Source organism: Shewanella sp. GutCb (assembly GCF_002836135.1).
In the GTDB taxonomy this organism is placed as follows: domain Bacteria; phylum Pseudomonadota; class Gammaproteobacteria; order Enterobacterales; family Shewanellaceae; genus Shewanella.
The window spans coordinates 37,930-63,943 of the sequence record NZ_PJBL01000007.1; the positions used below are offsets into that span (position 1 = coordinate 37,930).

Below are 26,014 nucleotides of genomic sequence, written 5' to 3' on the forward strand. Positions count from 1 at the left end.
AGCTGGTATTATTTCAGCTTCTTGAACCATAAGTTGTGATGTTGCTTAGCCCAGTTCTCGTCACAATAACCAGAAGTCATGTTAGACATGCCGCCTTCGGACATCACTGTCGCCATGAAGATGTGTACCACTGAGAAAGCGCTGATGATGATGGTTGAAACAATGTGCATTGCTAGCATCAAATTAGCGGTATTCTTAGTAACAGCAAAAGTTTCAGGGAACATCATTGTCAGACCCGAAATCACCATCAAGCCACCAAAGAGTGCAAACACCCAGAACCAAAGCTTTTCACCAGCGTTGGCAAAGCCTGCATCTGGATGATGTTTCTTACCGGTATTGAGGTAACCACCAAGTACGGCAAACCACTTAAGGTCATAGCTGGCTGGAATTTGCTTTGGTGCCCACATCAATATCATCAGGATGTAACCTAAGATGAAGGGAAACGCCATTAGCTCATGCAGGCCGCTAGAAAGACCGACCAGCGATGCCCAGCTAGAGGCATTCATGCTTGGCTCAAAGTAGTGTCGACCACCCGCTAAGACTAAACCCGTTAGCATAAGCAGGATGCAGGCAATCGCTCCCAGCCAATGCACACTGATGCTTAAGCCTGACCAGCGTTTGATCATCTTACCCGAGAAGCCTTTATCCAGACGCGAAATGCCGTTCACCATGATGAAGATGATAAACAAGGCGATGACGCCAAACAGGCTAGCAAAAACCAAAAATGCGATACTTTCTGTGGCTGCTAAGTAACCCAGAATAGTTTCGTCAGCATCTTCAGGTATTGATGCTGGCATCAATAACTCAGGTTGCGTCGGCATACCGCGTATTTCCGGGATGTCACCTGGTATAGCTTCTACTTGAATTTCTTGCCATTGCTGAGGCTGCAATGTCGCAACGTCAGCAGCCATGGCTGCTGTTGAGACAAACAGGCTCATGACAATAAAACTAAACAATCTTATTGCTCTGTTCATTCGTAACTCCTTTAGCGATGTTAGGTCGCCTATTGGGTACTTCCCGTCGAATATCTGAGGGGTATAGATTCAGGTATCGACGGACATTACCGTTTCACTCGGTACAAAATGGGTTAACTTATCGTGTATAAAGTCAACTCATCACTGCATTTGTTGGGTGATCAAAAGGTGCAGTTCAGTCGCAAACTCGCGCCAAAAAGCTTGCTGGGCATGGCTCTTTATCCCTTCACAGAAGGGCGTGATCCAAGTGCCAAGGTGCTTAGTGATAAACTCGTCGCCAATGGCTGTGAGTTCCTCGAAGGCGTCGATATTATTGGCTGCTTTCTGCTCACTCGCTAACGCGTGAACACAGTAGAGAAACTCCAGTTCGTTACCGATAAAGTCGGCAGGTTCATTGAATTTATCGTCAATGACCAAGCCAATCTCTTGATAAAACTCGGCAACTCTGACCGTTTCGTCTGTATTCATGACATGGTTGCCGCTGCGATAAACGCCCTCGTAGGGAGCAACCAACAGCTTATATGGCCCGATACACATGCGGTTGAAGTCAAACTCCAATTCCGATGAGTCATCGACAAATTTCTTTGCTTCTGTGAGCAAAGCGCTATCGGGACGATTCGCTTCGAGATATGCGATCATGCCGGTTAACGCCTCTGTCCCAGAGGGCGCGAAGATCATCGATTTATAGGCAAAATATGCTGTTGCCATCGGACCATATTGCATTGTCATTATGCGCGTTCCTTAATAATCACCATGTTTGGTTTCGTGATGCAATCGCCGTAACCGACACCTTCTTTACTGGCAGATGGTTTCTTTAACACTTCATCGATGTTACCGACTTGGATACATTCAACTGGACAGCCAGCAACGCAGGCGGGTGCCATGCCACGGTCTAGTAGTTCGACACACATGTTGCATTTGTCAGCCTTACCATCGTCTTCACGAATGTTGACCGCAGAGTATGGACAGGCGCTGACACATAGGCCACAACCAGTACATTTCTCACGATCTAGCACCACGATACCGTCATCTCTGACATGGTAGGCCTTAGTCGGGCAAACCATTAGGCAGGCAGGGTTTTCACAGTGCATGCAAGAGTGAGATAACCACACATCAATCGCGCCGTCTTCACGTTCTACTTCATAGCGGTCGACTTTGCGGAAACGATGGTTCTCTGGTAGTTCATTATGAATTTGGCAAGCCACGGTGCAGGCACCACAACCGACACAGTTCTCTTGTCTGAAGACAAAGCCCACTTTTTGATTAATAGACATCTTTTACTCCTTAGGCTTTTTCTAACGCGACATTAGTCGAATGGTAGGCTGAACAGCCGCCCATATCGGTTAACTTGTCGGTAGTGAGGTTGTTGGTACAACTAGCTCTGCCCTGAGGGTCCATACGGCGCCAGTTGTTCTTGGGCGCCATTACGGTGCCGCGGCCAACCTGACCTGAAACCTGTGCGGTGAAGAAAGCTTCGCCACGGTGGTTGCTGAGTCGGACTGTGTCGTTATTCTTAATGCCTAACGCTTTAGCGTCTTCGGTATTAATCTTGGCAAAATACGCCGGGAAGTTACGAATATACTTCACGTTATAGAAGGCGCTGTTTGCACGTTGAGGGATCGCAGGAGATAACATGCGGAATGGCAAGTTCTTCTCTTCAGGGATCATCTCATCTTCAGGCAAACCGAAGTCAATCACTGGGTGGTAGCCGGCATCAATCATCATCTGAGAATGGAATTCAATCTTGCCACTGTCAGTCTTATACTTGCCGTCACCAAAATAGGGACGTTGCTCGTAGACTGTGACAAACTTCTCTTTGATGATCTGTTCGTAGGTGATGTTGTTGTGTTTGAACGCAGGTTCTTCAGTGTCTAAGAAGTCACGCAGAATTTGTTCATAATCGACGCGCATCTCTGGATGGTGATCCAGTCCCATATGAGCGGCTAACTCTTTGAAGAAGACCCAGTTATCTTTAGATTCACCTAAAGGCTCAATCACTTTCTCAGAAGTTTGCATGTGGTAACAGTTGTAATCAGTACCCATATCTGGGAACTCGAACTGCGTGGTTGATGGCACAATAATATCGGCAAGTTCTGCAGTATCAGTCATCAAGAAATCATGGACGACTAAGAACAGATCATCACGCATAACACCGCGGCGACAGGCATTGGAATCTGGCGCTACTGAAACGAAGTTACCATTGTAGTTAATCACAGCTTTAATAGGCTTGATGGGTTTGCCATAGCCAGTCGGATTAGTCGGGTGAAGCGCCTTGGCGATTTCCGTCATGTTGACATGGCCTACCGTGTCACCATGGGGATGGATATGATCCGCACGACCCTTAGAGTAGTTCAGGCTGTCATCGGCTTGGGTGTTATCGTAAACAAAACCATTACCAATCTTACCGAATTGACCCGCAACAGCGTGCATCATCGCGATAGCGCGAGACATACGAGCGCCGTTGTAGTTACGCTGCATACCGTAACCTAGACGTAATACCGATAGCTCAGACTCACCGTAGACCTTGGCAAACTTGAACATCTTCTCTCTTGGTACACCGGTAACCTTCTCTATTTCGTCGTAACTCATTTCGTCGAGACGTTTTAGCAGGTCTTGGTAACCCAGAGTATTAGCTTCGATAAACTTAAGATCGGCTAAGTTATTTTCGATCAAGTATTTCATGATACCGGCAGCAAGATGGGTATCGGTACTTGGCTTTGGTTGTAGCCAGATATCAGCTTGTGACGCAATCGGCGTACGCATCGGGTTCACAACTAACAGCTTGGCACCCTTATCGCGTGCCTGGTTGATGAACTTAATACCGTGAACGTTGGTTGCCGTCTCGTTCTGACCCCAAGAGATATAACAGTTGGTGTAGATGTTGTCGTATGGATCTGGACCTTGGTAAGTACCTGTCACAGATTTAAGACCTTCATAGGCGGCAAATACACACACCTTACGGTCGAGCTTACGTGCACCAACGGCATTGAAGAAGCGGCTTGGTCCGCCGTATTTACCGATAACGCCTTCGTGACCAGAGTAGCTGTATGGCAGGATCGAATCCGAACCGTGCTCTTTAATAATTGTCTTCAGGCGAGAGCTAATTTTTTCATAGGCTTCATCCCATGAAATACGACGCCACTTGCCTTCGCCCTTTTCACCCGCACGTTCCATTGGGTGTAAGATACGGTCGGCAGCGTAAGTGTACTGCACATAGGCATGGCCCTTTACACAAGGTGAGGTGCCCATTTTCTTCATCTCTGAAGCACCTTCGACATAGGTAAAACGGCCATTTTGTACGGTACATTTAAGTAAGCAACGGTCAGCACAGTTACGTTGGCAAGTGTGATATTTGATCTCACCTTCGCGCTTGAGTAATTTGTCTGGTGCGCCGCCACGTTGTTCCGTAGCGCTGGCAATGCCGGGCATCAAGCCTGACAGAGAGCCTACAACGGAGCTGGCTCCGACTCCCTGCAGGAAGGTGCGTCTGTTAATCTTCATATGTGTTCCCCATCTTGATAGTGTTTATTCACTACTTATATTTTTTGCGTTGACGACATTAATATTACTGTGAGTAGTTTAACTTCAGGCGTAGTTAGTACTTACTCTTTTTTGAACGGTTTAGTTCTGGTGTTACTCCTTTAACGGTCAAATCAGGCCTCTCATCGGCACTGGTTTTGACTTCTCCTATGAATATGTCACTAGGCTTCACTTGCTAAACGCCACTCTCTTTCTAGCCCACAAATTAATTTAGATTTTACCCAACTGAATGCGGCCGAATGATTGGTATTGCCAAATAGTACATAGTTGCCAATTTCACGATTTTCACGGCGACGTATTCGACATTTTTGTGCCAGATCTTCAGGCAATTTGACATAGTCAATGCCGGGTAACATATTGACGAATTGACGCGTAAATTGGTTACAGCTCAGCGTGATGGCATTGGTTTCACTTAGCAGTCGCATTGCGGAGGCTAGACTGTCGGTATAGCCCTCGACCTCCATGCATAAGTCTTGTTCACGGCATAAATTAACTAACAGCGGGCAAACAAGGTCGTCGTAATTATCAATCTCTAAACAGGAATAACGAGAGAGGTTTTCAAGCGTGAGCGGCTGATTGAAAATGGGGTGCGCACGTTTAGCTAAAATATAGAGGCTGTCAGTTTCTGAAAACATTTCGTAGTTGAGGTTTTTGCCATTAAACCCTTCGTATACGACCACAAAATCCATATCGCCATTGGCAAGTTCTGTAGAGCAGTCGTGGGTTAATACTCTGACATCAAACCTTAAGTTAGGTGCTTCTTTCAAAATGTCGTCGCGAACCACTTTTTGTACTGCATAGACAAACTCATCGTAGGCATGAATAACAAACTGCCCACCTGACTCTGCTGGGGTGAATACTGAATGTTGCATCTCTATTTTTTGGTACTGTTCAACCAGGCTTTTTGCCATTGGGATAAGTTGATGAGTTTTCTCGGTAGCCACAAAGCCAGAGCAGCGTCTTATAAAAAGAGAGTCTTTAAAGATATCTCTCAATATTTTCAAGGTTCTACTCACACCAGAAGCCGTCATGCCCAATTCATTTGCGGCTTGATGGCTTTGTCCATGTTCATATATAGCAATAAACACTTTTAATTGATTATAATTTAGTTGGTCTATTTTGTTCATGGAAATTCACTGGCTGAATTAATTGATTGGTATCATCTATATAATAGTTGTGATGTTCAGTGTTATAAGTCACATTTTTAAAAAGCTTGTTTTTATATTTTTGATATAGCTCTCGTGTTTTACATATTAACATTCGCAAATGTCGAATAGTGATATTTGCTCTGGACATCTCTATAGATGTGGTTTCTATGCCTTATACAGATTAAGTTGTACTTTGGTACTAAATAGTCTTGATGCTGATTATTATTTAAATTGTTATTTATTAATTACTTATGATGCCGATGCCTTTGGGTCACTTTAATGGGAAATCAAAGTGAGACATACCGCCAAGTATGTTTTTGCACTCTATAAATCATATCGAAAAATCATCTATCGATTTAATTTCACAAAAATAATAATTATTTTTCTATTGTGACCTTTATTTGATATTTGCAGCTTTAATTATTCCTTTGTATATATGTTTACATGTTTGAGTGTATTTTATATATAGAGTTTTTATAAGTGGTTTCAGTAATTATTTATTGAATCCATAATAAGGAATAATTATGTTGGATAGACGCTCCATATTAAAAATGGCCGCTGGTGGTGCAATGTTAACGCTCATCCCAAGCGTTCAACTTCAAGCTAAAACCCCAGGTAAAAGATTGGCTATGGTGTTTGATGTTCGCCGTTGCACAGGGTGTCTATCTTGTACTGTGTCCTGTGCAATGGAAAACCAAACCGATACTGGCCGTTGTCGAACTCGTGTCAACCAAGCAGCAATTGAGCTGGACGGTGGCTTTGCGACTTTGGCGGTACCCAATCAATGTAATCAGTGTGATAACCCACCCTGCGTTGATGTTTGCCCAGTAGAAGCAACCTACAAACGTAAAGAGGATGGCATTGTGGTCATTGACCATGATGAGTGTATCCATTGCCAGTTATGTGTCGATGCTTGCCCATATGGGGCAAGACGCAAAGATGAAACGTTAGAATCACCTCCCGAGAAGTGTAACTTCTGTATTCATCGAGTCTCAGCAGGTTTACTACCTGCATGTGTTGAAACCTGCATTGGTGAAGCGCGTAATTTTGGCGACCTCAATGACCCGAACAGTAAAGTGTCGCAACTGGTTCGCGATAACTCGGTTTACGCCATGCTGGCGGGTGAGGGAACTAAGCCAAATATTTTCTATATTGGTTTACCTGAACAACCGAAAGACAAGCAGATCTTGTCACTTAATTTCCTTGAATGGCAACGCTAGGAGCGGGTAATGGACAGACGTAAATTTTTAACGCAAGCGGGCGCTGTTTCTGTGGCTGCTGCTACAGTGGGTTGTGGCAAGATGGCTCAACCTACAGATTCTGAACGCAGCCAAGATGTCAGTCGTTTTGGTCATCCGATCCCAGCAGAGTGCCAGCAAGATGCTAATGGGCAATGGCAACTCACTAAAGGTGTACGTACAGCATATTCTAGGTGTTTCAGTTGTTATAACATTTGTGGTCTTCGAGTGCGTATTGACGAAGCCAGTGACAAAGTGCTCAAAGTCGGTGGTAATCCATACTGTGAGAATAACTCTGGTTCTCCATTGCCGATAGCGATGGCTGTTAAGCAAAGTTATATTGCTTTAGCGGGTGAGGCTGGACTCGAAAACCGTGCCACTACCTGTGCTAAAGGAGCCAGTTGTGCCGACTCTGTTGATGACGAACGCCGTGTCACTGATGTGCTTAAGCGTGATGGTCAACGGGGTGAAGGTAAGTGGGTCACCATTAGTTATGAGCAAGCATTAAAAGAAATTTTAGAAGGCGGCGATCTCTTTGGTGAAGGCCATGTCGAAGGTTTACGCAGTTTACGTCAACTCGACAAACCGGTTAAGCCTGGTTTCCCTGAGTTTGGCAGTGCGGCGAACCACCTGTTTGCCACCTACTGCGCCGAAGATACCTTACGCGGCAGCTTCTACGCTCGCTTTATGCAACAGTCTTGGGGTACGAGTAACTTAGGCACTAAGCATGCTTACTGCGGTGCAGCTCAAGCGACGGGTTATAGCTTAGGCATGGCTTCAGGCTTTGAAGAGTGGCTCAATGATGTTGATTGGGATAATGTCGAATATGGCTTGTTTATGGGCACCAGCCCTGGTTCTTCAGGTGCAAGCCTTAACCGCGTCGGTCGTGGACTTGCTGATAGTCGAGTCGATCGAAAGTTCAAATATGTGTGTGTTGATCCACTGCTCAGAACCACAGTAGCAGCCGATACCAATGCAACATGGTTAGCGGTTAAACCTGGACAAGATGCAGCGTTCTCTTTTGGTGTGATTCGTACCATGCTAGAAGAGGGTTGGTTTAATAAAACCCACCTTGAAGGCGCCAGCGAGAAAGCGGCTAAAGCTGCAGGCGAGCTTAACTTTACCAATGCGGGTCACTTAGTCATTGTAGATGCGAAGCACCCCGATTACCGCCGTTTTGCAAAGGCAAAAGACTTTGGTTTAGGTGGAGACGAAGCGCTGATTATTAATGCCGATACGCAAGAGTTCGTGTCTGTTGAATCAGGTGACAAGGCTGAGCTCTTTGTCAGTAAAACCGTTAAAGACAAATCGGGTCGTCGGGTTAAATTAGCGTCCTCGTTGTATTTGTTAAGAGAAGAAACACAACGTACCAGCATGAAAGAGTACGCCGCTAAGTCGGGTATTGCGATTGAAGATATGCGCCAAGTGGCAAAAGATTTAGGTCGTTACGGTCGTAAAGCCTGTGTTGCTGGTAATGGTGGCACAAATTCGTCTGACGGTTTCGTTATGGGCTGGATCTGGGCAACATTAAATACCCTAGTGGGCAGTCATGACGCTAAGGGTGGTGCTATTTACGGTAACGGGCCGATTGGTGGAATGGAAGGTCGCTATGATTTAGCCAATATCGACAATGGCGTGAGCTTGGACGGGGTGGTTAATGCCTGTCGTGATGGTGCTTATGAGTCATCGACTGAATATAAACAAAAACTCGCTAAAGGTGAAAACCCATACCCTGCTAGCACGCCGTGGCATGAGGTTCTGCCGGCAATGAATGCAGCAGAGCAGTGGACGAGTCATGCCAATAACGACCCGTATCAAGCTAAGGTCTTGTTTAACTGGCGTAATAACTTTCTTTATAGCGCAGCCTCTATTAGCCAAGAAGTGGTTGCAAGTATTGCTGACCCTAAACGTTTACCGTTAATTATTGGCATTGATTGCCACATGAATGAGACGAATCGTTACGCTGATTATTTTATTCCTGATCGCTCAATGCTAGAAGAGTATGCCGCAGACCGTATGTGGGGTTCGCATATGTTGGGCGTGGTTGCAGCAGCGCCATTAGTGACACCAAGAACCGTTAAAAACGAAGCGGGTCAACATGTTTGTATGGAGCAGTTGTTAGTCGATATCGCACTCAATATGGCGCTTCCCGGCTTTGGTAAAGGCGCGATTGATCATGAGGATGGCAGCAAGGCTGACTTGCTTTGTTTTGAAGATTGGCACGCTAAATATCTGGCAAATGTGGCATCACAATGCGAAAACTTGCCGACGGTTACGGCTGAAGATAGGCAATGGGCTGGACTTGATTATGCAATGAAGCCGTTGACGCCAAGACTCAACCCTAACGAGGCTAGTGAAGTTGAAGCACTGCTATCTCGTGGTGGCTACTATGTGGCAGATGAACGCTATGAAGGTGAGTTTGTGAAGGGTGCAGGGGCAAAATGTCTGCAGATCTACCATGAAGCGGTTGCACAGCTACGTCATGCCTATTCTGGTGAGCATTACCCAGGCACGATTACCTATCATCAGCATCGATTCTGGAATGGCGATAGCTGGGAAAGTCACTGGCCAGAAGCTGACTATCCATTGCTGTTTTCAAGTTACAAAGCAACGGTGAGATCAAATTATGCAGTTGCCTACAAACGTATTGCTGAGATCAGCCCGACTAACTTTGTCTATATGCATGAAGAGACGGCAAAAGCCCAAAACTTAACCGACGGTGACACAGTGAGATTAGTGACCGCCAATGGCAAGCCTGCCGAGGGTTTATTGCAAACAGACTTTGGCGTGGCAAGAGGGGCGGTATGTGTGTCTCATGGCTTTGGTCATTCAAAGGGCTTTGGTGGTGACGATCGAGTGATTAATGGTAAAAAGTTGGCGGGCTTAAAAGAGCGTGCTGGCGGTGTCGCGATTAATCAAATGATCCCGTCCGATCCAACGCGTAAACAAAATGCCAGTATGCTCAATGATTATTGGACCGGTGCTAACTGCCGACACGGTATTCCAATTCGCGTTGAGAAAGCTTAATTACGATTGAACCGTGGATCCCTCTCACATCTGGAGGGGAGGGATCTATTGAGCATTGTAATACTTGCTAGTGTTTAAGCAGGTGATCTCAGGTTCAGATCCAACGCGCAAACAAAGTGCCAGTATGCTCAATGATTATTGGACTGGAACCAACTGTCGTCATGGCATTCCAATCTGAGTAGAGAAAGTTTAAATACTATTGAAGACAAACTCCCCCGCAGATTAACTTCGGGGGCGTTTTTAAATCGTTATACAGATTAGCGTCTAAATTAGATGTTTCCGGCGATAAATTTACACCTCAAACAAGCGTAACTCATTTCATCCTGCAACATTTCCCCCTCAGTATTCTTTTTGGCTGAGGGGCTTTTCGCTGCTTAAGCTAAAATTTATCTCTTTATGGTAGTGTTGGTCGCAAATCATTGGAGATAATAATGAAAATAACAAAATACTCACAGATTGGCCTTTTGACGGCTGCGACTTTTGCCTTGCCTGCGATGGCAGTAACCACAGAGCAAACAGCTTTTTTTGATAGCATCGCAGCGCATTGTGGTAAAGCTTTTGAAGGGACGGTTACAGCGGGTAATACTGCCGATTCAGCCTTTAGCGGTAAGAAACTGATTATGCATGTACGCGAATGCAGTGACACTGAACTTAAAGTACCGTTTCACGTTGGTGATGATCACTCTCGCACTTGGGTGATCACTAAAACCTCATATGGTTTGCATTTAGCCCATGATCATCGCCATAAAGATGGTAGCGAAGACAAGGTGACTATGTATGGTGGCATGACAGCTGGTATGGGCAGTGCGACTGAGCAGTCCTTTCCTGTCGATGCCTATTCAATTAACAATTTTAGAGACAACGGACTGGATGTATCCATTACCAATGTTTGGCATATGTACACCAAGCCAACAGAATTCACCTATCGTTTGACTCGTGATGAGAGAGATTTCAGAGTCGACTTTGATCTTACTAAGCCAGTTGCACTACCGCCAGCACCTTGGGGACATAAGTAAGGCATTTTGTTTAAGTGAAGGGATGTGATGCGTCTAGGTTCTAGTTTTCAATTGCTAGAACCTAGAGTTATTGTCCGAGTCTTGCCGTCTTAGCTTATTACGAAGTGACTAAGTCACGCCCTCGTCTCTGCATTCCGTTGAGCCTATTTCTCTTCAAAAGTAAAAGACTGTCCAGCTAATGCGGCTTCAAACATTAAGCCACCTTTGGCGACAGTAAACACAGCCATGCCGTTGATATAAGATGCTGATGCTGCTTTTTTACCTGCTCCTACTGAATTTCCTGTCGTACCTGCCTGTGCATTGGCGCCAATGTTAATCGCGACGGCAGAGGCTTGTGCGCCGAATTCAAAGCTGCCGCTAGTGAAATCAGTATAAGCTGCTTTATCTTTAAAAAAGATAACTTCGCTGTAAGCTTGGCCACCGAGCTGAAAACCGAAAGAAACTTGGGTTAGGCTGGTATCGCCTTGATAGTTGCCACCTTGATAGACGCGTCCTTTACCGTAAGCGGCACCTATACCAATTCCGCCTTTACCTACGGTCGGAAAAAGCGCGTAACCATATGCGCTATCGAAGAATTTTTGAGTTTGATTGGCTTGTTGGAAAGTAGTTTTAGCTTGAGTATAGCCATCTTCTGCTAAGGCTTGTGGCGCCACGGCGAGACTGGCAACTAAGCAAAGAGTGCCGGTTATTTTTCTGAATAAGTGTTTCATTTCAATCTCCTTTAGCTGCTCATGTGTCAGTATTTAGTTGTAGCATAGTTAAGCTGAACCGAAAATGAATGGCCCATCAAACTTCGTTAACCATGGCAGTCATTTTTAGCATTAACCAAGGCTAAAGTCATTGTTGTTGATGTAAAGGCAGGTGAATGGATAACAAAAAAGCGCCAATATAGGCGCTTTTGTTATGTGTTGGAGCTGCTATTTAATGGGCTTGTCGAGTACGTAATGCTCGAACCATTTCTGATCCCACTCCATTTTGGCTTTACGATGTTGATACTTGCTTAATCCATGGCCTTCGCCAGGATAAACAATGAGCTCAACCGGTACATTGAGATAATGCTTGAGAGCGCGATATAGCCCCTGTGCATGACCCGCTGGCACTCGCTGGTCATTTTCACCTATATGGATAAGCGTTGGTGTTTTGATTTTATCGACATGGCTGAGTGATGAACCCTGGGTGTAGGCTTCAGGTTTTTCCCAAGGCAGACCTTCCATAAAGTTGATTACGTGGCCAGGGGTGTCTTCAAGCATCCATTGCAGGCGTTGATCAAAAACACCGGCACCAGAGCTTGCTGCTTTAAAACGTTCAGTGGTGCTGATCAAGGCATTAGTTAGGTAACCGCCGTTACTCCAGCCCATCACTGCCATTTTGTCGCCATCAACAATACCGTCGCTAATAAGCTGATCGACCCCTGCAATAATGTCGTTTACCTCAATGTCGTGTTCTTTACCGACTAAATCGGTTAAGAACTTATCACCATAACCGGTAGAACCGCGATAGTTCGGTGACAGTAATGCCCAACCTTTGGCGGTGAATGTTGAACGGCCATAAGAGCGATGCTGTAAAGCATAGGGGGTTGCTGATGTTGGGCCACCATGAATTTGCACCACTAATGGTAACGGACCGTCGGACTTTTTATAGTCGGCTGGCAAATCCAATATCCCTTCGACAACACTACCATCAGGTGCTTTCCAGCTCACGATGGATATTTGAGGGAGCTTCCAACTCTCGACTTGTGGGTTGATATTACTCAGGCGTTCTGCTTTGGCTCGACTGCGATTGGCATCCGCAATAAACATATCAGCAAAGTGATCTAGACCGTTGTGGCTAAAGGCAACGCGTTTACCATTTTGGCTAAAGCTGTAGCTGCCAATGACCATATCGCCATTAATGACCGTGCGCGTGTCGCCCTGTTCGTCACCGTCAATTTCAGTACAGAATAGCTTTACTCGAGCATGATCTGCGCCGCGATAGCAGATCTCATCACTATTGGGTCTCCATTTTATATCGCCTGAGTTTAAGGTGACATCTCCGCTACGTGTGACTTCGAGCGATGGGGCTTCTGTTGCTTTCGCATTGGCAATAAAGAGCTTACCTGGATGGCCGTCAAAATCGATTCTAAAGGCGAGTTGGTTATTGTTTTCTCGCCAATTTAAGCCTAATAACCAGCCGTAAGGTGAAGGGGCTTGGTCGCGCCATTGCGTATCGGCGAGGGTGTTATTGGTTTTTGTTTTGGTATCGAATATCTCGACATCAGACCAACCTTCTAACCGAACTAACTCATTATCGTCAGTGGTGATACGGGCAATTTTGCTGCCATCTTCATTGACTTTAAATTCCCAAACCACTTTATCGTCATCGATTAATAGCTGTTGCTTAAAGTGTTGCAGGTCAAGTTGGTATAGCGGGTTCGTTTTACGTTCGCCATGGCCATATTTAGGGGCTGAGTGGTCTGCACGCATCGAGGCCCAGTCATCTTTATCTTTAACTGTTTTAGTGGCTAAAAAATACACGCTCTTACCATCATGGCTTAGCTGGAATCCGCTAACGCCTTCGACCTCTTTAGTCATCGGTTGCATGTCACCGCCAGCGACTGCGATGCGGAAGATTTGTGTCTTGCCGTTGTAAGGTGCTTTGGCCGCTTCTTGTTTTACCTTGCCGAGAAAGTAGATATGTTGCCCGTCTGGACTCCATTGTGGGCTGGATTCACTTTCATTGGTGAATGTGAGGCGTTTAGAATTACCACTTTCAGTGTCCAGCAGCCAGAGATCTCGCTGGCTCTTATCCAGTTCTTTGTCCCAGCGGGTCTCTAGCCAAAGTGCTTTTTTACCATTGGGGCTTAATGTCACTGAACTCATTCCACCAATATCAAAAAAGTCATCGATAATAATGTCGTGCGTTTTTTCTGCTGCAGCGGTCACCATACTGGTACCGAGCAATGTTGCCATTGCGGTAGCAAGCAGGGTTAGCTTGTTGAATTTTTTCATGTGGTTGTTCCTACCCTTCAAGGTCTTTCTATAATTTTTATAATGAGATAAGCGCTAATACCAGCTGCATTAAATAGAGTGTTAATTCAGAAATGCTCAATCTTTTCAGTTCCAGACGCATTGGTGAGAAAATGATTTGTCCCTTGTAAGTCAATGCAAAGCCGCAATGGAATGCTTCTGGTGGGTTCAAAGCTCAGCCTGTTACGTGGGGAACGCTTAATATCGAATAACTATTTAGCATCGAGTTCCCAGCTTGCCTTTAGTGCTTTGAGTTCCCACTGAATGAACAGATACTTAGTGCAATTGGTATGACACCCTATCGCAACTAGCGTTATGAAATCCATGAAATATGTCAGGTATTTAGCTTATTTTTTTTCATCTTGCATTAACTTTTGCAAGTAGGCGAGTTCTTCTGAACTGAGCAGTTGCTGACTGGCCTTCATCGGCGATTTTTGCTGCGACTGTGCTAATCTTCCACGTAAAAATGCGGCGTAGGTGATCTGTTTTAAGCCATAAATGGCCAGAATATAAACGGTGAGCAGCAGGACCAATTTTGCCGCCACATGGTTAATGTGAATAAGTTCTTCGCCGAAATAAAAAGGTAAGATGACCAGTACGGCTCTGACAATCCAATTACTCATTAACGCCAGAGTCAGTACCAGCAGCCAGCGGAATTTTATGTCCTTAAGGCTCTCTTGATGTAATCTGGATGTACGGCTTGGATAGAGACTAAGCATTTTTAAAATAAAGTAAAAATAGAGCGCCGTTTGGATAAACAACAGCCCTGGCAACGCAGCTCCCAGAAGGCTTAGGTGACTTAGATGGCTTAAACCTGAATTGAAGCTCAATGATATGTCTGGCAGTTCCCCTTGGTTTAATACACGGTAACCGACGGTTGCTAATACCGTCATGGCGACGAACAAAGCAGGAAAGAAGTGAGGTGAAAATCCGCTGGGTGCTTTTGCGTCGTTTAAACTTCGATGACAGTATAAATAGAGCATCGGCATCAATAAAAAGTAGATTGGGATAATCAAGATAAAGATAAAATGGATTGGCGCAGGAGCGTTATCTTTGGTGAGTAGACCGGTAAAAAAATACAGCGTCATTAGGCTGAATATGCTGCCTAAAATCTTCTGGTTACCGTTCTTTTCGCGATAGATATAACGGATGTATAAACCTAGGCCTAAGCAGTGAAGACCGCCAAGCAAAGAGAGCCACCAATATCCTTGTGATACAAAGTCATTAAACTCATTCATATTGCTGTTATTTCATACTATTAATCATCGGGATGCAAGTTGAATATTGAACCAGAGCATGGGTACCCTTTCATTTTGAAAGGGGATTATTTTTGACTCATAATGACATTGTAGTTGAGGGGATCACCGACGTGGGGCGTTATATTTGAAGAGGTTTAGCTGGCAACCTTAGAGACTTGCTTTAGCTTGTCGATCAACGCATCCTTTTTAAAGGGTTTAGCGAGGTAGTCATCCATGCCGGATTCATAGCATTTCTCAATATCTTGATCTAATACACTGGCGGTCAGTGCGATGATAGGGAGTCGTTGTTCTGAGTTTAACTCCTCCCATGCCCTGATTTTTTCAGTTGCGGTAAAACCGTCCATAATGGGCATCATACAATCCATTAAAACAGCGTTAATGACTTCCCCTTTACTGATGAACTCGAATGCTTCGAGTCCATTATTAGCAATAACAAAGTCATACCCAGCTTGTTTCACAAGCAGTGAAGCGACTTTTTGATTGACCAAGTTGTCTTCGACGATAAGAATCACGACGTTTATTTTTGTATCATCGGGGTTGTTGTCACTGGTATCTTGCTCAGCTTCAGGTGCGCTTTCTGCGCGCAGTACTCTATTTTCTATACCGTTACGAATAGCATTGCCAAGTCGTTTCCCGAGTAATGGAAGTGTGATGGTGGAGTCAATATTATCAAGCGTACGCTGCTCTGATGGGGTGTTGATGGCAATCGTAAAGATATCTTGCTGAGTTAACAACTCAGGTAATGTCGTTAAGGCGTCTCTAGTAATAGAGGCATTATCAATAAAAAGCAGGTCAAACTTTTGTTTATCTTGTAAGAGATCAAAGCAAGATAAATAATGATAATTGAGCCTAAACCCCTGTCTGATGCAGGCATCCTCAATGGTTTCAATAATGTGATTGTTACTGGATACTAATGCCGCGGTAAGGTGCTTGAACTCATCTTTCCCAGGCGCTTCTTGCGCAATAATTCGCGCTTTTAGTTCAACGGAGAAGCAACTGCCTTTGCCCTTTTTTGAACTGATTTTGATATCACCGCCCATTAATTCGACCAACTGCTTACAGATCGCAAGACCTAGGCCTGTGCCACCAAATTGGCGAGTGATAGTGCCATCTTCTTGGGTAAATGGAGAGAATATCTGTTGCTGCTTATCTTCTGCTATCCCTATGCCGCTGTCATAAATCTTAATCTGCATATTGGCATATGGCTTTTCATCAAAACGACTGCTGATAGCCACTTTTATAAAGCCTTCGCTGGTAAATTTGACTGCATTCGACAATAAGTTCATCAGGACTTGTCGCATGCGGTGTTCGTCGAGTGCAATGAGGTAAGGAATATTTGTCGGGATATCAATTTGCAGGTCGAGATTTTTCTCTACCACTTTCGCTAATACCATGGTTAACGTGTCGTAGACGACCTCGGCAATATTGGCATCGGTGTTGGTCATGGAAAGGTTTCCAGACTCAATCTTAGACAAGTCCAGTATATCGTTAATCAGTAATAGTAAGGTATGTGATGATGTTTCGATCGTTTGCAGGTACTCGTTTTGTACGGGGGTCAGTTTGGTGCCAGCAAGAATTTCAGACATCCCAATAATGCCGTTTAATGGTGTTCTGATTTCATGGGACATATTGGCGAGAAATGAACTTTTAGCTTGGTTGGCTTTTTCCGCATCAGATTTAGCCCGTAAAATTTTCTCATCATTTAAGTAACGTTCATGGATTAGATTATTCAGTTTTTTGGAAAACAAGCTGAGTTCATCATTACCGTTTTCGTTAATATTATTGGAGTAGTCACGGGTTTCCTCTATGTTAGACATGGTTGTTATTACATGATGCAGGTAGTTAAGAATGCGTCGATAGAGGTTGGCGCCAATGGTTCCGATGATGATTAACGATGCAAATAAAGCAGTACAAAAAACGATGATCAGCTTTTTTGATTGTGATATTTCACTGTGGATTTTAGTGGTCAATTGATCTGAAAATTTGGTCACCACAAACTGAATGAGGCTTAAGCGTTGACTAAAGGCTTTCAAATTAGACTCTGGGCTATCAACCAAAATATCTTCATGCAGAATATTGCGGCGCAGTTGGTAGCTTTGTTCAAATGCTTTGTCTGAAAATGTCGTCAGTAGAAGATCGACTTGTTCAGGTTTGGCGCTAATATTGATAAAGCGTTCCACATAGAGCTGCTGCCTTTCTGTGCTCATGTTTAATTGAGTCAACAGCTCGGTATTATTTCTATCGATGAGTAACTGGTTAATAAGCCATTTCTCTTCTGCGGACCAAAGCGATAGCCATTGCAATTGAAATAATATGGTGAGGTTTTGGTTAATATGCTCAGGTACATCTAGCTTATCTTTTTCTAGCATCATTAGCGCTTGTGTTTGCAACTCGTTTATCCAAGTAGACCAATCAACAATACTTACTTGTGTCAGCTCAGGCGATTCTGTTAAGGCATCTTTAGTGCTATTAAACCATGCTTGGATATCATCGATATTTTTTGTGGTGAATGCCTTGGGAAGTATCAGGGGTAATTCCGCGACTATCGGCGTGAAGTCAGTCAATACGAATGAATCACCTTGAGCGTATAGCTGCTCTCTAGCTTGGTTGATTTTGATATTGAGTGCAGAAAATGATTCTAAAAAGGAGATCTTGTGGTTGAGAGTGTTGAGTGCTTGGACATTATTGGTTTGCTTTTTTATCTCCAATGCGGATAAAAATGCCGTAAACAATAAAGGTAGTAATACTAATGCCAACATCCTTGTTTTTATTGAAATACGATTCAATAAGTTCATTTCTACTCCTTGAATTGAACGTGCTAGTCATGTCCTTGTGTATTGCATGACTCTTGACTATATTCAGCATAGTACAAAAGTACAAAAAACTATCTAGGATTGAAGGTTTTTATATGTTTAATGGATTAGACTTTGGTGCCATTTTTTTTAATACAAAATTAGTCATTTTGATGGCGACTCTCTCCCTATCCCCTTCACTCTGGGCGTTAGAAACTGACGCGGATGAAAGCTCCGAGGTCGAGTTTGCAATTTTTAGCCTCAATAATGATTTACCTCCCTTGAGTAAAAGCAAAGCCAGAATGTTATATCGAGGTAAGTCTAAAAAAGTCGGCGGCAGTCTCAAAATTGTGTTGGTTGATCTACCCGAAACCTCTATGCATCGCGAAGAGTTCTACAGCATGTTGCTGGGTAAATCTGTGTCACAGATGAATGGCTATTGGGCAGGATTAGCTTTCTCTGGCAAAGGCTCACCACCCGAAGAGCTCGATAGTGATGATATAAAACAGATCCTAAAGTGGCTAAATGAAAACCCCAATGGTATCGCGTATGCGCCGGTTGAGTCGGTTCCGGATGAAGTGAATATCTTAATTACCGTGCCACAGGGAGAGTAGCCATGTTATTAAACCGTCAGTACAGTATTTTATTATTGAGCTTAGGCATTACAGCAAATGCAGAAGCGGGAATAGATCTTACAGATAACATTTTGCTGAGTGGTTTTGGTTCGACGTCGATCAGCAAAACAGACAATAAAACCCCGTTATTTATTAGCCGCGAGATTAGCGATGAAATTTGTTATGACTGCGATACCTTGTTTGGCTTACAACTTGATATTGATATTTTTGAGGGGGTTAACGCATCAGCTCAAGTGGTTAAACGTACCCAAGATGACTGGAGCGATCCAGAACTGGAGTGGGCATATTTAGGCTATGAGTTTGCTGATTTTGAAGTGCGGGCAGGACGACTGCGTTTACCGTTATTTCTCGTCTCTGAATTTTATTATGTTGGCCAGGCTTATACATGGGCGCGACCGCCAGAAGAGGTTTACGATGCTATTTTGGGCTTTACCTCCTACGACGGTATTTCTTTGGCTTGGCAATATGAAATATCGGATGAAATATCGCTCACTATCTCGCCTTACTATGGGTTTGAGCGACTTAATGAGGTGGAGTTGGGAGGCACTTTATTACAGTTCGATACCGACTATATCACGGGTTTGTACATTGATTTAATTGGTTTTAATTATCGAATTCATACAGGATTTATGCAATCACAGTATATTCAACGACCTTCCCCAACCACCGATAAACTTAATGTTTACACTGTGGGAGCGGAGTACAGTTTGGATGCTTGGCAGTGGATGGCGGAGTTAGAATATGACGAGCTGCAAATTAATTGGTATGCCAGTGTCGGTTATGCACTCGATGATTTTACACCTTACTTAGTATATGCCGAGAGTCACGAGCTTAGAGAAAGTCAAGGAGTGACTTTAGGACTTCGTTACGATGCCACTTCGACCCTTTCACTGAATCTTGAGATGCAATCTATCTTTTCACACGAACCGGGTAATCGAGCACAGTTTGTCACTTCACCACTGGTATATGCTGAAAAAGATGATGTCGACTTACTGAGTCTCACGGTTAATTTTGTGTTTTGATTATGGATAATAGTTCGTAAAGCTTATATACGCTGATGCTATTAAAAGACTCAGTGGTAGAGCTCAAGGGTGTAGAGCAAAAGAGGATTGATCGTCAGAAACTGTTTTAAATAATACTTGATAAGCATTATTAGGAATAACTCGCACTCAATATAAGGCTTGGGACTCTCTGTGATTCTATTGACCGTTAACAGTGCTCAATATAGCGAAAGAGCACACTGCGATATGGAGTATGCTCTTTCTTCAATATGAGTCGTCGCAATGTAGGACCTATTGCAATATCCTTTCAATTTGCTGGTTAATCTCTTTTATTTTTCCACATAAATCGTTGATTGCGGTTTGGTCTGGAAGTGATCCTGCTTGAGAGCTGGATTCGATTACTTGAGCTAATGTCATTGCTTCTTTGGCACATAAATTACTAAACATACCTTTAAGCTCATGGGATATTTGAAACAAGCCGTCGACATCGTCACTGGAGAAACGATTCTTGAGTATGCTATCACTCTCGCCATATTCTTCTAAGTAAATGGTGAGTAGCATTTTCACCATGGAGTCATCGTCGCCACATAGCGCTCTTAATTCATTAACCTCTATCATTGTTACATCCTTTGCTTTTATCTGTTGACTGAAACCGGGTGTTTGATATGAGGTGTCAGTGAGTCAAATATTGGCATACAGGCGCAGTTAAGCGGTGGTAATGAGTTGCTTAGCTTTAACCTTAGCTAGCCAAGACGCTAATGCTTTAGGGCTCATAAGTTGAACATCACCTAATTCATCATCTTTTGCATTTACGAGCTCATCTGGAAGTAAATCAATAATGCGCTCTAAATCTTCAGTCGTTTGTACCTCGTTATCAATTAACTGAGCCATCTCTTTGTTGTAATCAGCACCTCTTGCTCGAAGCGCTTTGACTAAACCTTTTAATAAAATTAACCAAGTACTCATTGGCCCTTGGATGATAGAGGCTGATTCGGCGGCGGAGTCAATACTGACGAAAGGAACGGTGGCAATGCTTTGTTGGTGTTGCATCGCGGCTAGAATCCAATCAGTGTCGAATGAGAAGTCAAATACGCTGGGTTTCATTAAAATATGCTGCAGTGCCTCACGGCTGAAGAGCTTGTAAGCGGCTTGAGTGTCGTGAATACCTTTGGAAAAAATGGGTGAACCAACCATTCTTTGCATGTGTCTGAGGGTTTTAATACCGATCCCCCAGCGTTGTTCTTGTTTGACCACAATAGATCGGGGATCTTTACGATTTCCGAGCACAACTTGAGAGTTATTTGCCACAAAAGGCGCCAGTATTAGCCCGAGTTGCCCCATATGGACAGAGTTATCAGCATCGGTATAAATAACCGCATCAACACCATCAGAGAGGGCTTGCATACAACCATAAATGATAGCGCCGCCTTTTCTAGAATCATCAACATCATTGAGTGTGGCTAAAGGGCCATGGTTGTTACTTATTCCATCTTTGAGGTTGAGTACGGATATTTTCTCTGGCTGGGTACTGCGATTGGCAATACGGTTAGCAATATCGAAACTGCCGTGAGGACAGCCATCATCAACGGGGTATAAATGCCAGTCCACTTTGGTGCCTTTACACGCCCACATCAGTTGGGTCACCTTAGTCAGCAATGAGTTTTCACCATTGATATTAGTGGCACTTTTTTCTAGTAGACGATGATGTTCCCCCCACATGGCAAAGACGATACCAATCGAGATAGGAGTGTTTATCTGTCGTAAGTATTTGCGCGACTGCACCAGCTTAACGGCTAACTTAAATGCCAGTGGGCAATCTTCTTTTTGTGCTAATGCGACAAGTTGCGCTGGAGAGGTGTATTTTAGATCCAATAGAGAGTCGGCCAGCTCGAGTAGGCTAATTTGGTGGGAGGATTCAGTTAAGTCAAATTGGTTGCTCGCGGCGCGGCAAATTTGTTCGAGATCTTCTTTGTGTATTCTCATAATGAATCCTTTCATTGATTAACTCTTCCTGAGCGCTTGAGTGCTGATACAGCACTAACATCAAGCTTATTAAAATGTAGTAATAGATTGGTAAAACAGCAAGGTGCTATTTCTTTCGTCAGCGGAATGGGTTCAATCTGTGGTTTTTGCAATGACTCTACTTTCAATTCTTGTGTTTGGTTAATAATGCGAAGCCGATTCGTTGGCTTAGTCCTCTCTTGTGAAGACGTGTTGGAGACGCTAGTGGTCTCTTTAAGCTGAGGTTGAGTCGCGGCCCAAATATGCCTGTCATCCATCGGATCATTGATGCATTCATTAATTGTGGCTGGTGCACTTATTTTTATCGGTACGATAAGGCACATTTCCATCTTCCGGAAGCATAAAGTCGGGTCTTGTCGACTGAAAAGTGGTTAGGTATTGGGTTAGCTTGCGCTACGTTGTAGCTTTAAGGTATTGCGATTTTGGTGCGAAAAATATTCTAACTTGTCTGACAGTTCTAGAATGATCTTCAGTCCTCTTCGGCTTTGCTGCCAAGTTTTGGGATCATCTGCTAGGGGCTCAATAAAGTCCGTTTTGAGTAACTCTTCAAGAACACCATGAGGTATGGATTGACCAAAGTCAGAGATCTCAACGATAAGATCTTTGGTATTGGTCAGATACGAAGTCGCTTCAAACTTGTGACCCTCATTATTGCCATAGGCGTGCTCAAAAACATTGTTAACGACTTCAACCAGGCAAAGCTCCATTTGACCGACTATTGGCTCATCAAGCCCTAGGCTATTCCAGTAAGGCACTATGTCATCAGCGACTTCTCTAGAAGCCTCTAAACTACTGAGATATTCTTTGTGAAACTTCCTTGTGTTCACGTCCATAAACTAACCTTATTTAACTTGCTGTAGCGGCACGGGATTAGCTTTAGGGGCCAGCTGTGTCCCCAGAATGGGATAGCCCTTTACTTTGCCGTTTAAAATATCTCCGAAACATCTTTGACTTTACCGACATCTAGCCACTGAAAGTCCATATTAACGGCATAAAAATGTGCCTTTCTTTCTACAAGTAGAGGGAACCGGTCGCTGCCAATGTCGAATTCTATGTCTTTAGGAATAAAATCAAAAATGGCAGGCTCGAAGATATAGATCCCGGTATTAATCTTGTTAGAAAGAGCTTCTGACTCTAGTGGTTTTTCTTGAAAGCTAACCACTTGCTCATATTTGTCTGTCACAACACCTCCGTGGATCTTGTACTTTTCGCATATCCCCAGCAGAGCCTAACGCTTGGCTGACAAATTTACAGTTAACTTCAGTTGCTTCATATGGATAGGAAAGCTGCACGTTGAAATGGTGGGTGCCTCCAAAATAGTTTTCAATAATTCCGACTAAGTGGCTGATGTTGCTATTTATTTTGTCTATTCCATTCTTAGCGGATAATTGGTTCATAGACTCCATTACTGATTTGCCGAGTATAGGGAGCATTGGCTTTGGAATTGTGTAAGATATTGGCTTAATACGAGTGCCTTTTCCTGCGGCGAGAATCATTCCTTTCATAACATCTACCTCTTTAAGCGGTTGAAGCCAGCGCATCTTCAATGGTTGGATGGCTTAGAATGAGCTTATCCATACGGGTTAGCTTGAGAAGATCGATTACCGTTTTTTGTGGATTCACAATACTAATTTTGATGTTGCTGAGCATTTTATAAGCACCCATTACAGCGCCTAGGCCACAGCTATCCATAAAGCGAACTTGACCTAAATCAAGGACTAACTGCTCGCGGATATTACCTTTGATTAGCGCTATCTGCTCTCTGAATGCGGGAGCCAGTTTTGCATCAAATCTGCCTTCGTTCACTTGAATTATGGTGTATTGACCTTTCTCAATAATATCAAATTGCATAATATTTCCTCTTTATTCGCCTTGCCATTCAAGGGCAAGCAGGCTTATGTCATCATCAAACTGCATTGCGCCACTCCAAGCACTGACTCTGGTGACAATGGTGTCAGTCTGTGTGCCGCTAGGCTCATTACTTAGTGTTAGAACGAGCTGTTTTAACCCCGCTTCAGAGTATTGGTTTTTCTGTTGATCTTCTGCTTCTGTTATCCCATCGGAATAGAGGAAAACTCTATCACCGGGCTGAAGTTGCACTTGGTCTGTGTGGTAGTCTGCAAAGTCGAACATGCCTGCAACAAAGCTGTCTTGTTCTATAAATTCACAGTGACTCTTTGATTTCTGTAGCCAGATCATCGGTGGGTGTCCGGCAAAAGAGTAAGAAAGTAACCCGTTTTTAGTATTCAGCACGGCGTACACCATCGTGAAATAAAGGTTGTTTTGATCTTGGCTTATATAGCTTTGATTTAGGTGTGAAATGACTTCGCTTGGCTCGATAAGGCTATAAAAGGGCTCGGTGTCTTTTTTGCATTTTACATTCGAGGCGGTGCCTGAATTAGAGCTGATACTTTGCTGAATCGAGAAAGACATTAAGGCTGAGGTGACGCCGTGACCCGCGACGTCAAATAAGTAGACAGCAATATGCTCTTCATCTAACTGCATACAGCCAAGCATATCGCCGCCAATCTGTGCGCTGGGAATATGGGTGTAGTTAATGTCAGCACCTTTAAAATGGGTTTGCTCAGGCAGCATACGTTGAATGAGATCATTGGCAGACTCTAAATCTTGTTTAATGGTTGCGTAGGCTCGGTCGAGCTCAATGTTCTTGGCAACGAGTTGGTTGTGCAGCTCTAATGTTCTGAACCCTGCCTTGAGTCTCGCATCTAGTTCATTGATATTGGTATCTTTTGCTACAAAATCATTGGCCCCCGCGTTGATACCTTCAACAATGGAGTCTTTATCATCGCGGCCAGAGAGCAGTACGAAGAATATGTAGCGGCAATATTGGGGGGACTTAAGGTGATAGCAGAGTTCAATGCCGTTGAGCTGGGGCATCATCCAGTCACTGAGCACTAATTGAATATTGGGATGCGAGTCTAGTTGAGTGAGTGCATCTAAACCATGCTTAGCGGTAACGACTTGATAGCCACGAGAAGTTAACATTTGCGACATCATCAACAGCATGACTTTGTTGTCTTCTACGAGGAGGATCTCTTTCGTCAAAGTGGCAGTCTCCATGCTGAACGTTCCTAACGAGCGGCATCTACAATGCGCCGTTGTTCAAATAAGTCCGTTTACTTTGCAAAAGTCTAGTAGTGAAATTCTGATCCAACAAGAAAGCGTACGATACTATTTAAAGTTATCGTGCGCGCTATTATTGTATCTCTTTAAAATTAGATGAATATGGGGCTGTAGATATCTTGAGGAGCTTTACTTTAGCGCTTGCCTTAAAAAGGCATTAATCTTTAATGTTAACTTTGATTCTATGGTGCCGATTTGAACATTCTACAGGGGGTTTTACCGGTGCGTCTTTACGTTCAGATAACAGGTGCCTTATTGCCATAATCGGATGTGGCAGTAACATTCTAGGGCCAGCATAGACCATTATCTCTCTGGCTTTGGCCTTCATATGGGGTTTATAACAATGCACCGGGCATTTGTTGCATGTCGGCTTATCTTGTCCGTAAGGGCATCTATCTAATCGGGTATGAGCATACTCAGTAAAATCTTGGCAGTCTTGGCATAAGCCAGCATTACCGCCTTCATGGTGTGCTTTGCAATAGATTTCGACCATAGCAACGATGGTTCTAAACTCGCTAAGCAATTTGCCACTTAAAAGTTGTTCGAAAGCCATGGTATACCTTAGTCAGTTACTGGGTTATTGACATCATAAAAGTCTAGAGCGCGACAAACAAAACGGATGCTTGAAAATTTGAAGGTGCGCACAAAATAGCGCTTTAAGCGCGATTAGGTTTATCGATAGCTGTTTTGTAAAAATAGGCTGAGCTTTTGCTCATAAAGCTGTCTTTTGAGCTATTTTGGCCAATATAGTGCATTAATTTTGATACCCGGTTAAAAAAGAGATATAAATACTTGATTGTATGAAAGAGAATGCATTAATAATAACGTTCTATTTTTACGCATTTTAAAATGCATAACAAGACTCACATATGAGTCTCTGGCCAACCACTGGTGGAACACAATGAAAGTAATTGCCATTATTTTGCTCGTTATAATAGGCGTTTATCTCTATAAGCGTACTCAGCGATTAGCAAATGAAGAAAATGAAAAAGAAAAAGAAGCTCAGGATGAACGAGCTGAAAACGAAGCCGTTGAGCCCGAAGTTAAAGACGTGACTCCAGATGCGACGGCTGAATTGTCGAGCTCGTCTGATGAAGGGGCGAGTATTGATAAAAAGCTTGATATTGAAGGGGAGGTTGTTCAAATCATGCCAGAGCCAGAGCCAGAGCCAGAGCCAGAGCCAGAGCCAGAGCCAGAGCCAGAGCCAGAGCCA

At 43.8% G+C, this 26,014-nt stretch carries 23 protein-coding genes and 1 pseudogene; 6 read left to right on the forward strand and 18 right to left on the reverse strand.

The features are described from left to right. Positions 1-8: 8 nt before the first annotated feature. From CXF86_RS05900 to CXF86_RS05920, 5 genes are all read right to left on the reverse strand, one after another. Positions 9-974 (reverse strand): formate dehydrogenase subunit gamma, encoded by a 966-nt coding sequence (locus CXF86_RS05900; protein WP_101093405.1) that lies wholly within the window; start codon positions 972-974, stop codon positions 9-11. A gap of 141 nt (positions 975-1,115) precedes the next feature. After that, positions 1,116-1,703, reverse strand: coding sequence for a TorD/DmsD family molecular chaperone (locus tag CXF86_RS05905; protein WP_101093404.1), 588 nt, complete (start codon positions 1,701-1,703; stop codon positions 1,116-1,118). Further along, positions 1,703-2,248, reverse strand: coding sequence for a 4Fe-4S dicluster domain-containing protein (locus CXF86_RS05910; RefSeq protein ID WP_101093403.1), 546 nt, complete (start codon positions 2,246-2,248; stop codon positions 1,703-1,705). Before CXF86_RS05910 ends, CXF86_RS05905 begins: the two co-directional genes overlap by 1 nt. Before the next feature lie 10 nt (positions 2,249-2,258). Beyond that, entirely contained in the window at positions 2,259-4,475 is a 2,217-nt protein-coding gene (locus tag CXF86_RS05915; RefSeq protein ID WP_101093402.1) for a molybdopterin-dependent oxidoreductase, read from the reverse strand. A 200-nt stretch (positions 4,476-4,675) separates the two neighbouring features. Further along, a complete protein-coding gene (locus CXF86_RS05920; RefSeq protein WP_101093401.1) occupies positions 4,676-5,641 on the reverse strand; it encodes a LysR family transcriptional regulator in 966 nt (321 codons plus the stop codon). Positions 5,642-6,186: 545 nt separating this feature from the next. Here CXF86_RS05920 and CXF86_RS05925 point away from each other — a divergent pair. From CXF86_RS05925 to CXF86_RS05935, 3 genes are all read left to right on the forward strand, one after another. Continuing rightward, the gene (locus CXF86_RS05925; RefSeq protein WP_101093398.1) at positions 6,187-6,882 is read left to right on the forward strand and encodes a 4Fe-4S dicluster domain-containing protein; all 696 of its coding nucleotides are present in this window, start codon (positions 6,187-6,189) and stop codon (positions 6,880-6,882) included. A gap of 9 nt (positions 6,883-6,891) precedes the next feature. Continuing rightward, positions 6,892-9,927: a molybdopterin-dependent oxidoreductase gene (locus CXF86_RS05930; protein ID WP_102038595.1), complete on the forward strand. Its 3,036-nt coding sequence runs from the start codon at positions 6,892-6,894 to the stop codon at positions 9,925-9,927. A gap of 431 nt (positions 9,928-10,358) precedes the next feature. Beyond that, entirely contained in the window at positions 10,359-10,943 is a 585-nt protein-coding gene (locus CXF86_RS05935) for a hypothetical protein (protein WP_102038596.1), read from the forward strand. 143 nt (positions 10,944-11,086) lie between these two features. Here CXF86_RS05935 and CXF86_RS05940 read toward each other — a convergent pair whose 3' ends face one another. From CXF86_RS05940 to CXF86_RS05955, 4 genes are all read right to left on the reverse strand, one after another. Beyond that, positions 11,087-11,653: a lipid-binding SYLF domain-containing protein gene (locus tag CXF86_RS05940; protein WP_101093395.1), complete on the reverse strand. Its 567-nt coding sequence runs from the start codon at positions 11,651-11,653 to the stop codon at positions 11,087-11,089. 207 nt (positions 11,654-11,860) lie between these two features. After that, entirely contained in the window at positions 11,861-13,930 is a 2,070-nt protein-coding gene (locus CXF86_RS05945) for a S9 family peptidase (RefSeq protein ID WP_102038597.1), read from the reverse strand. A 365-nt stretch (positions 13,931-14,295) separates the two neighbouring features. Further along, positions 14,296-15,186 (reverse strand): hypothetical protein, encoded by an 891-nt coding sequence (locus tag CXF86_RS05950; protein ID WP_102038598.1) that lies wholly within the window; start codon positions 15,184-15,186, stop codon positions 14,296-14,298. 155 nt (positions 15,187-15,341) lie between these two features. Beyond that, entirely contained in the window at positions 15,342-18,002 is a 2,661-nt protein-coding gene (locus CXF86_RS05955; RefSeq protein WP_102038599.1) for a hybrid sensor histidine kinase/response regulator, read from the reverse strand. Between the two features lie 113 nt (positions 18,003-18,115). On the opposite strand from CXF86_RS05955, the gene CXF86_RS05960 reads away from it, so the two are divergent. Together CXF86_RS05960 and CXF86_RS05965 are read left to right on the forward strand one after the other, a co-directional pair. Beyond that, positions 18,116-18,613: a hypothetical protein gene (locus CXF86_RS05960; protein WP_180961023.1), complete on the forward strand. Its 498-nt coding sequence runs from the start codon at positions 18,116-18,118 to the stop codon at positions 18,611-18,613. Between the two features lie 2 nt (positions 18,614-18,615). Next, on the forward strand, positions 18,616-19,656 hold the full coding sequence (locus tag CXF86_RS05965; RefSeq protein WP_101093391.1) for a hypothetical protein: 1,041 nt from the start codon (positions 18,616-18,618) through the stop codon (positions 19,654-19,656). Between the two features lie 270 nt (positions 19,657-19,926). On the opposite strand, the gene CXF86_RS05970 is transcribed toward CXF86_RS05965, so the two are convergent. The 9 genes from CXF86_RS05970 to CXF86_RS06005 form a co-directional block, all read right to left on the reverse strand. Then, the gene (locus tag CXF86_RS05970; protein ID WP_101093390.1) at positions 19,927-20,253 is read right to left on the reverse strand and encodes an Hpt domain-containing protein; all 327 of its coding nucleotides are present in this window, start codon (positions 20,251-20,253) and stop codon (positions 19,927-19,929) included. An 87-nt stretch (positions 20,254-20,340) separates the two neighbouring features. Next, complete coding sequence (locus tag CXF86_RS05975; protein ID WP_257985298.1) at positions 20,341-21,618, reverse strand: glycosyltransferase; 1,278 nt, start codon at positions 21,616-21,618, stop codon at positions 20,341-20,343. Between the two features lie 11 nt (positions 21,619-21,629). Then, the gene (locus CXF86_RS05980; RefSeq protein WP_101097965.1) at positions 21,630-21,980 is read right to left on the reverse strand and encodes a hypothetical protein; all 351 of its coding nucleotides are present in this window, start codon (positions 21,978-21,980) and stop codon (positions 21,630-21,632) included. 60 nt (positions 21,981-22,040) lie between these two features. After that, positions 22,041-22,490, reverse strand: a complete 450-nt coding sequence (locus CXF86_RS05985; protein WP_257985299.1) for an ATP-binding protein — start codon at positions 22,488-22,490, stop codon at positions 22,041-22,043. 92 nt (positions 22,491-22,582) lie between these two features. Then, positions 22,583-22,840 (reverse strand): NDP-sugar synthase, encoded by a 258-nt coding sequence (locus CXF86_RS23020; protein ID WP_257982783.1) that lies wholly within the window; start codon positions 22,838-22,840, stop codon positions 22,583-22,585. After that, positions 22,824-23,162 (reverse strand): sugar phosphate nucleotidyltransferase, encoded by a 339-nt coding sequence (locus CXF86_RS23025; RefSeq protein WP_257985300.1) that lies wholly within the window; start codon positions 23,160-23,162, stop codon positions 22,824-22,826. The genes CXF86_RS23020 and CXF86_RS23025 overlap by 17 nt, the downstream gene beginning before the upstream one ends. 13 nt (positions 23,163-23,175) lie before the next feature. Next, entirely contained in the window at positions 23,176-23,508 is a 333-nt protein-coding gene (locus CXF86_RS05995; protein ID WP_102038601.1) for an STAS domain-containing protein, read from the reverse strand. Between the two features lie 12 nt (positions 23,509-23,520). Next, complete coding sequence (locus tag CXF86_RS06000; protein WP_232774999.1) at positions 23,521-24,738, reverse strand: SpoIIE family protein phosphatase; 1,218 nt, start codon at positions 24,736-24,738, stop codon at positions 23,521-23,523. Positions 24,739-24,958: 220 nt separating this feature from the next. Then, positions 24,959-25,354: a nitrous oxide-stimulated promoter family protein gene (locus CXF86_RS06005; protein WP_101093386.1), complete on the reverse strand. Its 396-nt coding sequence runs from the start codon at positions 25,352-25,354 to the stop codon at positions 24,959-24,961. Between the two features lie 348 nt (positions 25,355-25,702). Here CXF86_RS06005 and CXF86_RS06010 point away from each other — a divergent pair. Further along, positions 25,703-26,014, forward strand: a pseudogene (locus CXF86_RS06010) (hypothetical protein); the annotation flags it as partial.

Coding starts and splice junctions, on each gene's coding strand:
- CXF86_RS05975 (WP_257985298.1), bottom strand. CDS start 21,618: ATGAGAATACACAAAGAAGATCTCGAACAAATTTGCCGCGCCGCGAGC.
- CXF86_RS06000 (WP_232774999.1), bottom strand. CDS start 24,738: ATGGAGACTGCCACTTTGACGAAAGAGATCCTCCTCGTAGAAGACAAC.
- CXF86_RS23025 (WP_257985300.1), bottom strand. CDS start 23,162: ATGAAAGGAATGATTCTCGCCGCAGGAAAAGGCACTCGTATTAAGCCA.
- CXF86_RS05900 (WP_101093405.1), bottom strand. CDS start 974: ATGAACAGAGCAATAAGATTGTTTAGTTTTATTGTCATGAGCCTGTTT.
- CXF86_RS05960 (WP_180961023.1), top strand. CDS start 18,116: ATGTTTAATGGATTAGACTTTGGTGCCATTTTTTTTAATACAAAATTA.
- CXF86_RS05945 (WP_102038597.1), bottom strand. CDS start 13,930: ATGAAAAAATTCAACAAGCTAACCCTGCTTGCTACCGCAATGGCAACA.
- CXF86_RS06005 (WP_101093386.1), bottom strand. CDS start 25,354: ATGGCTTTCGAACAACTTTTAAGTGGCAAATTGCTTAGCGAGTTTAGA.
- CXF86_RS05950 (WP_102038598.1), bottom strand. CDS start 15,186: ATGAATGAGTTTAATGACTTTGTATCACAAGGATATTGGTGGCTCTCT.
- CXF86_RS05915 (WP_101093402.1), bottom strand. CDS start 4,475: ATGAAGATTAACAGACGCACCTTCCTGCAGGGAGTCGGAGCCAGCTCC.
- CXF86_RS05980 (WP_101097965.1), bottom strand. CDS start 21,980: ATGTGCCTTATCGTACCGATAAAAATAAGTGCACCAGCCACAATTAAT.
- CXF86_RS05920 (WP_101093401.1), bottom strand. CDS start 5,641: ATGAACAAAATAGACCAACTAAATTATAATCAATTAAAAGTGTTTATT.
- CXF86_RS05935 (WP_102038596.1), top strand. CDS start 10,359: ATGAAAATAACAAAATACTCACAGATTGGCCTTTTGACGGCTGCGACT.
- CXF86_RS05910 (WP_101093403.1), bottom strand. CDS start 2,248: ATGTCTATTAATCAAAAAGTGGGCTTTGTCTTCAGACAAGAGAACTGT.
- CXF86_RS05970 (WP_101093390.1), bottom strand. CDS start 20,253: ATGATAGAGGTTAATGAATTAAGAGCGCTATGTGGCGACGATGACTCC.
- CXF86_RS05985 (WP_257985299.1), bottom strand. CDS start 22,490: ATGGACGTGAACACAAGGAAGTTTCACAAAGAATATCTCAGTAGTTTA.
- CXF86_RS05995 (WP_102038601.1), bottom strand. CDS start 23,508: ATGCAATTTGATATTATTGAGAAAGGTCAATACACCATAATTCAAGTG.
- CXF86_RS05925 (WP_101093398.1), top strand. CDS start 6,187: ATGTTGGATAGACGCTCCATATTAAAAATGGCCGCTGGTGGTGCAATG.
- CXF86_RS05955 (WP_102038599.1), bottom strand. CDS start 18,002: ATGAACTTATTGAATCGTATTTCAATAAAAACAAGGATGTTGGCATTA.
- CXF86_RS05965 (WP_101093391.1), top strand. CDS start 18,616: ATGTTATTAAACCGTCAGTACAGTATTTTATTATTGAGCTTAGGCATT.
- CXF86_RS05905 (WP_101093404.1), bottom strand. CDS start 1,703: ATGACAATGCAATATGGTCCGATGGCAACAGCATATTTTGCCTATAAA.
- CXF86_RS05930 (WP_102038595.1), top strand. CDS start 6,892: ATGGACAGACGTAAATTTTTAACGCAAGCGGGCGCTGTTTCTGTGGCT.
- CXF86_RS05940 (WP_101093395.1), bottom strand. CDS start 11,653: ATGAAACACTTATTCAGAAAAATAACCGGCACTCTTTGCTTAGTTGCC.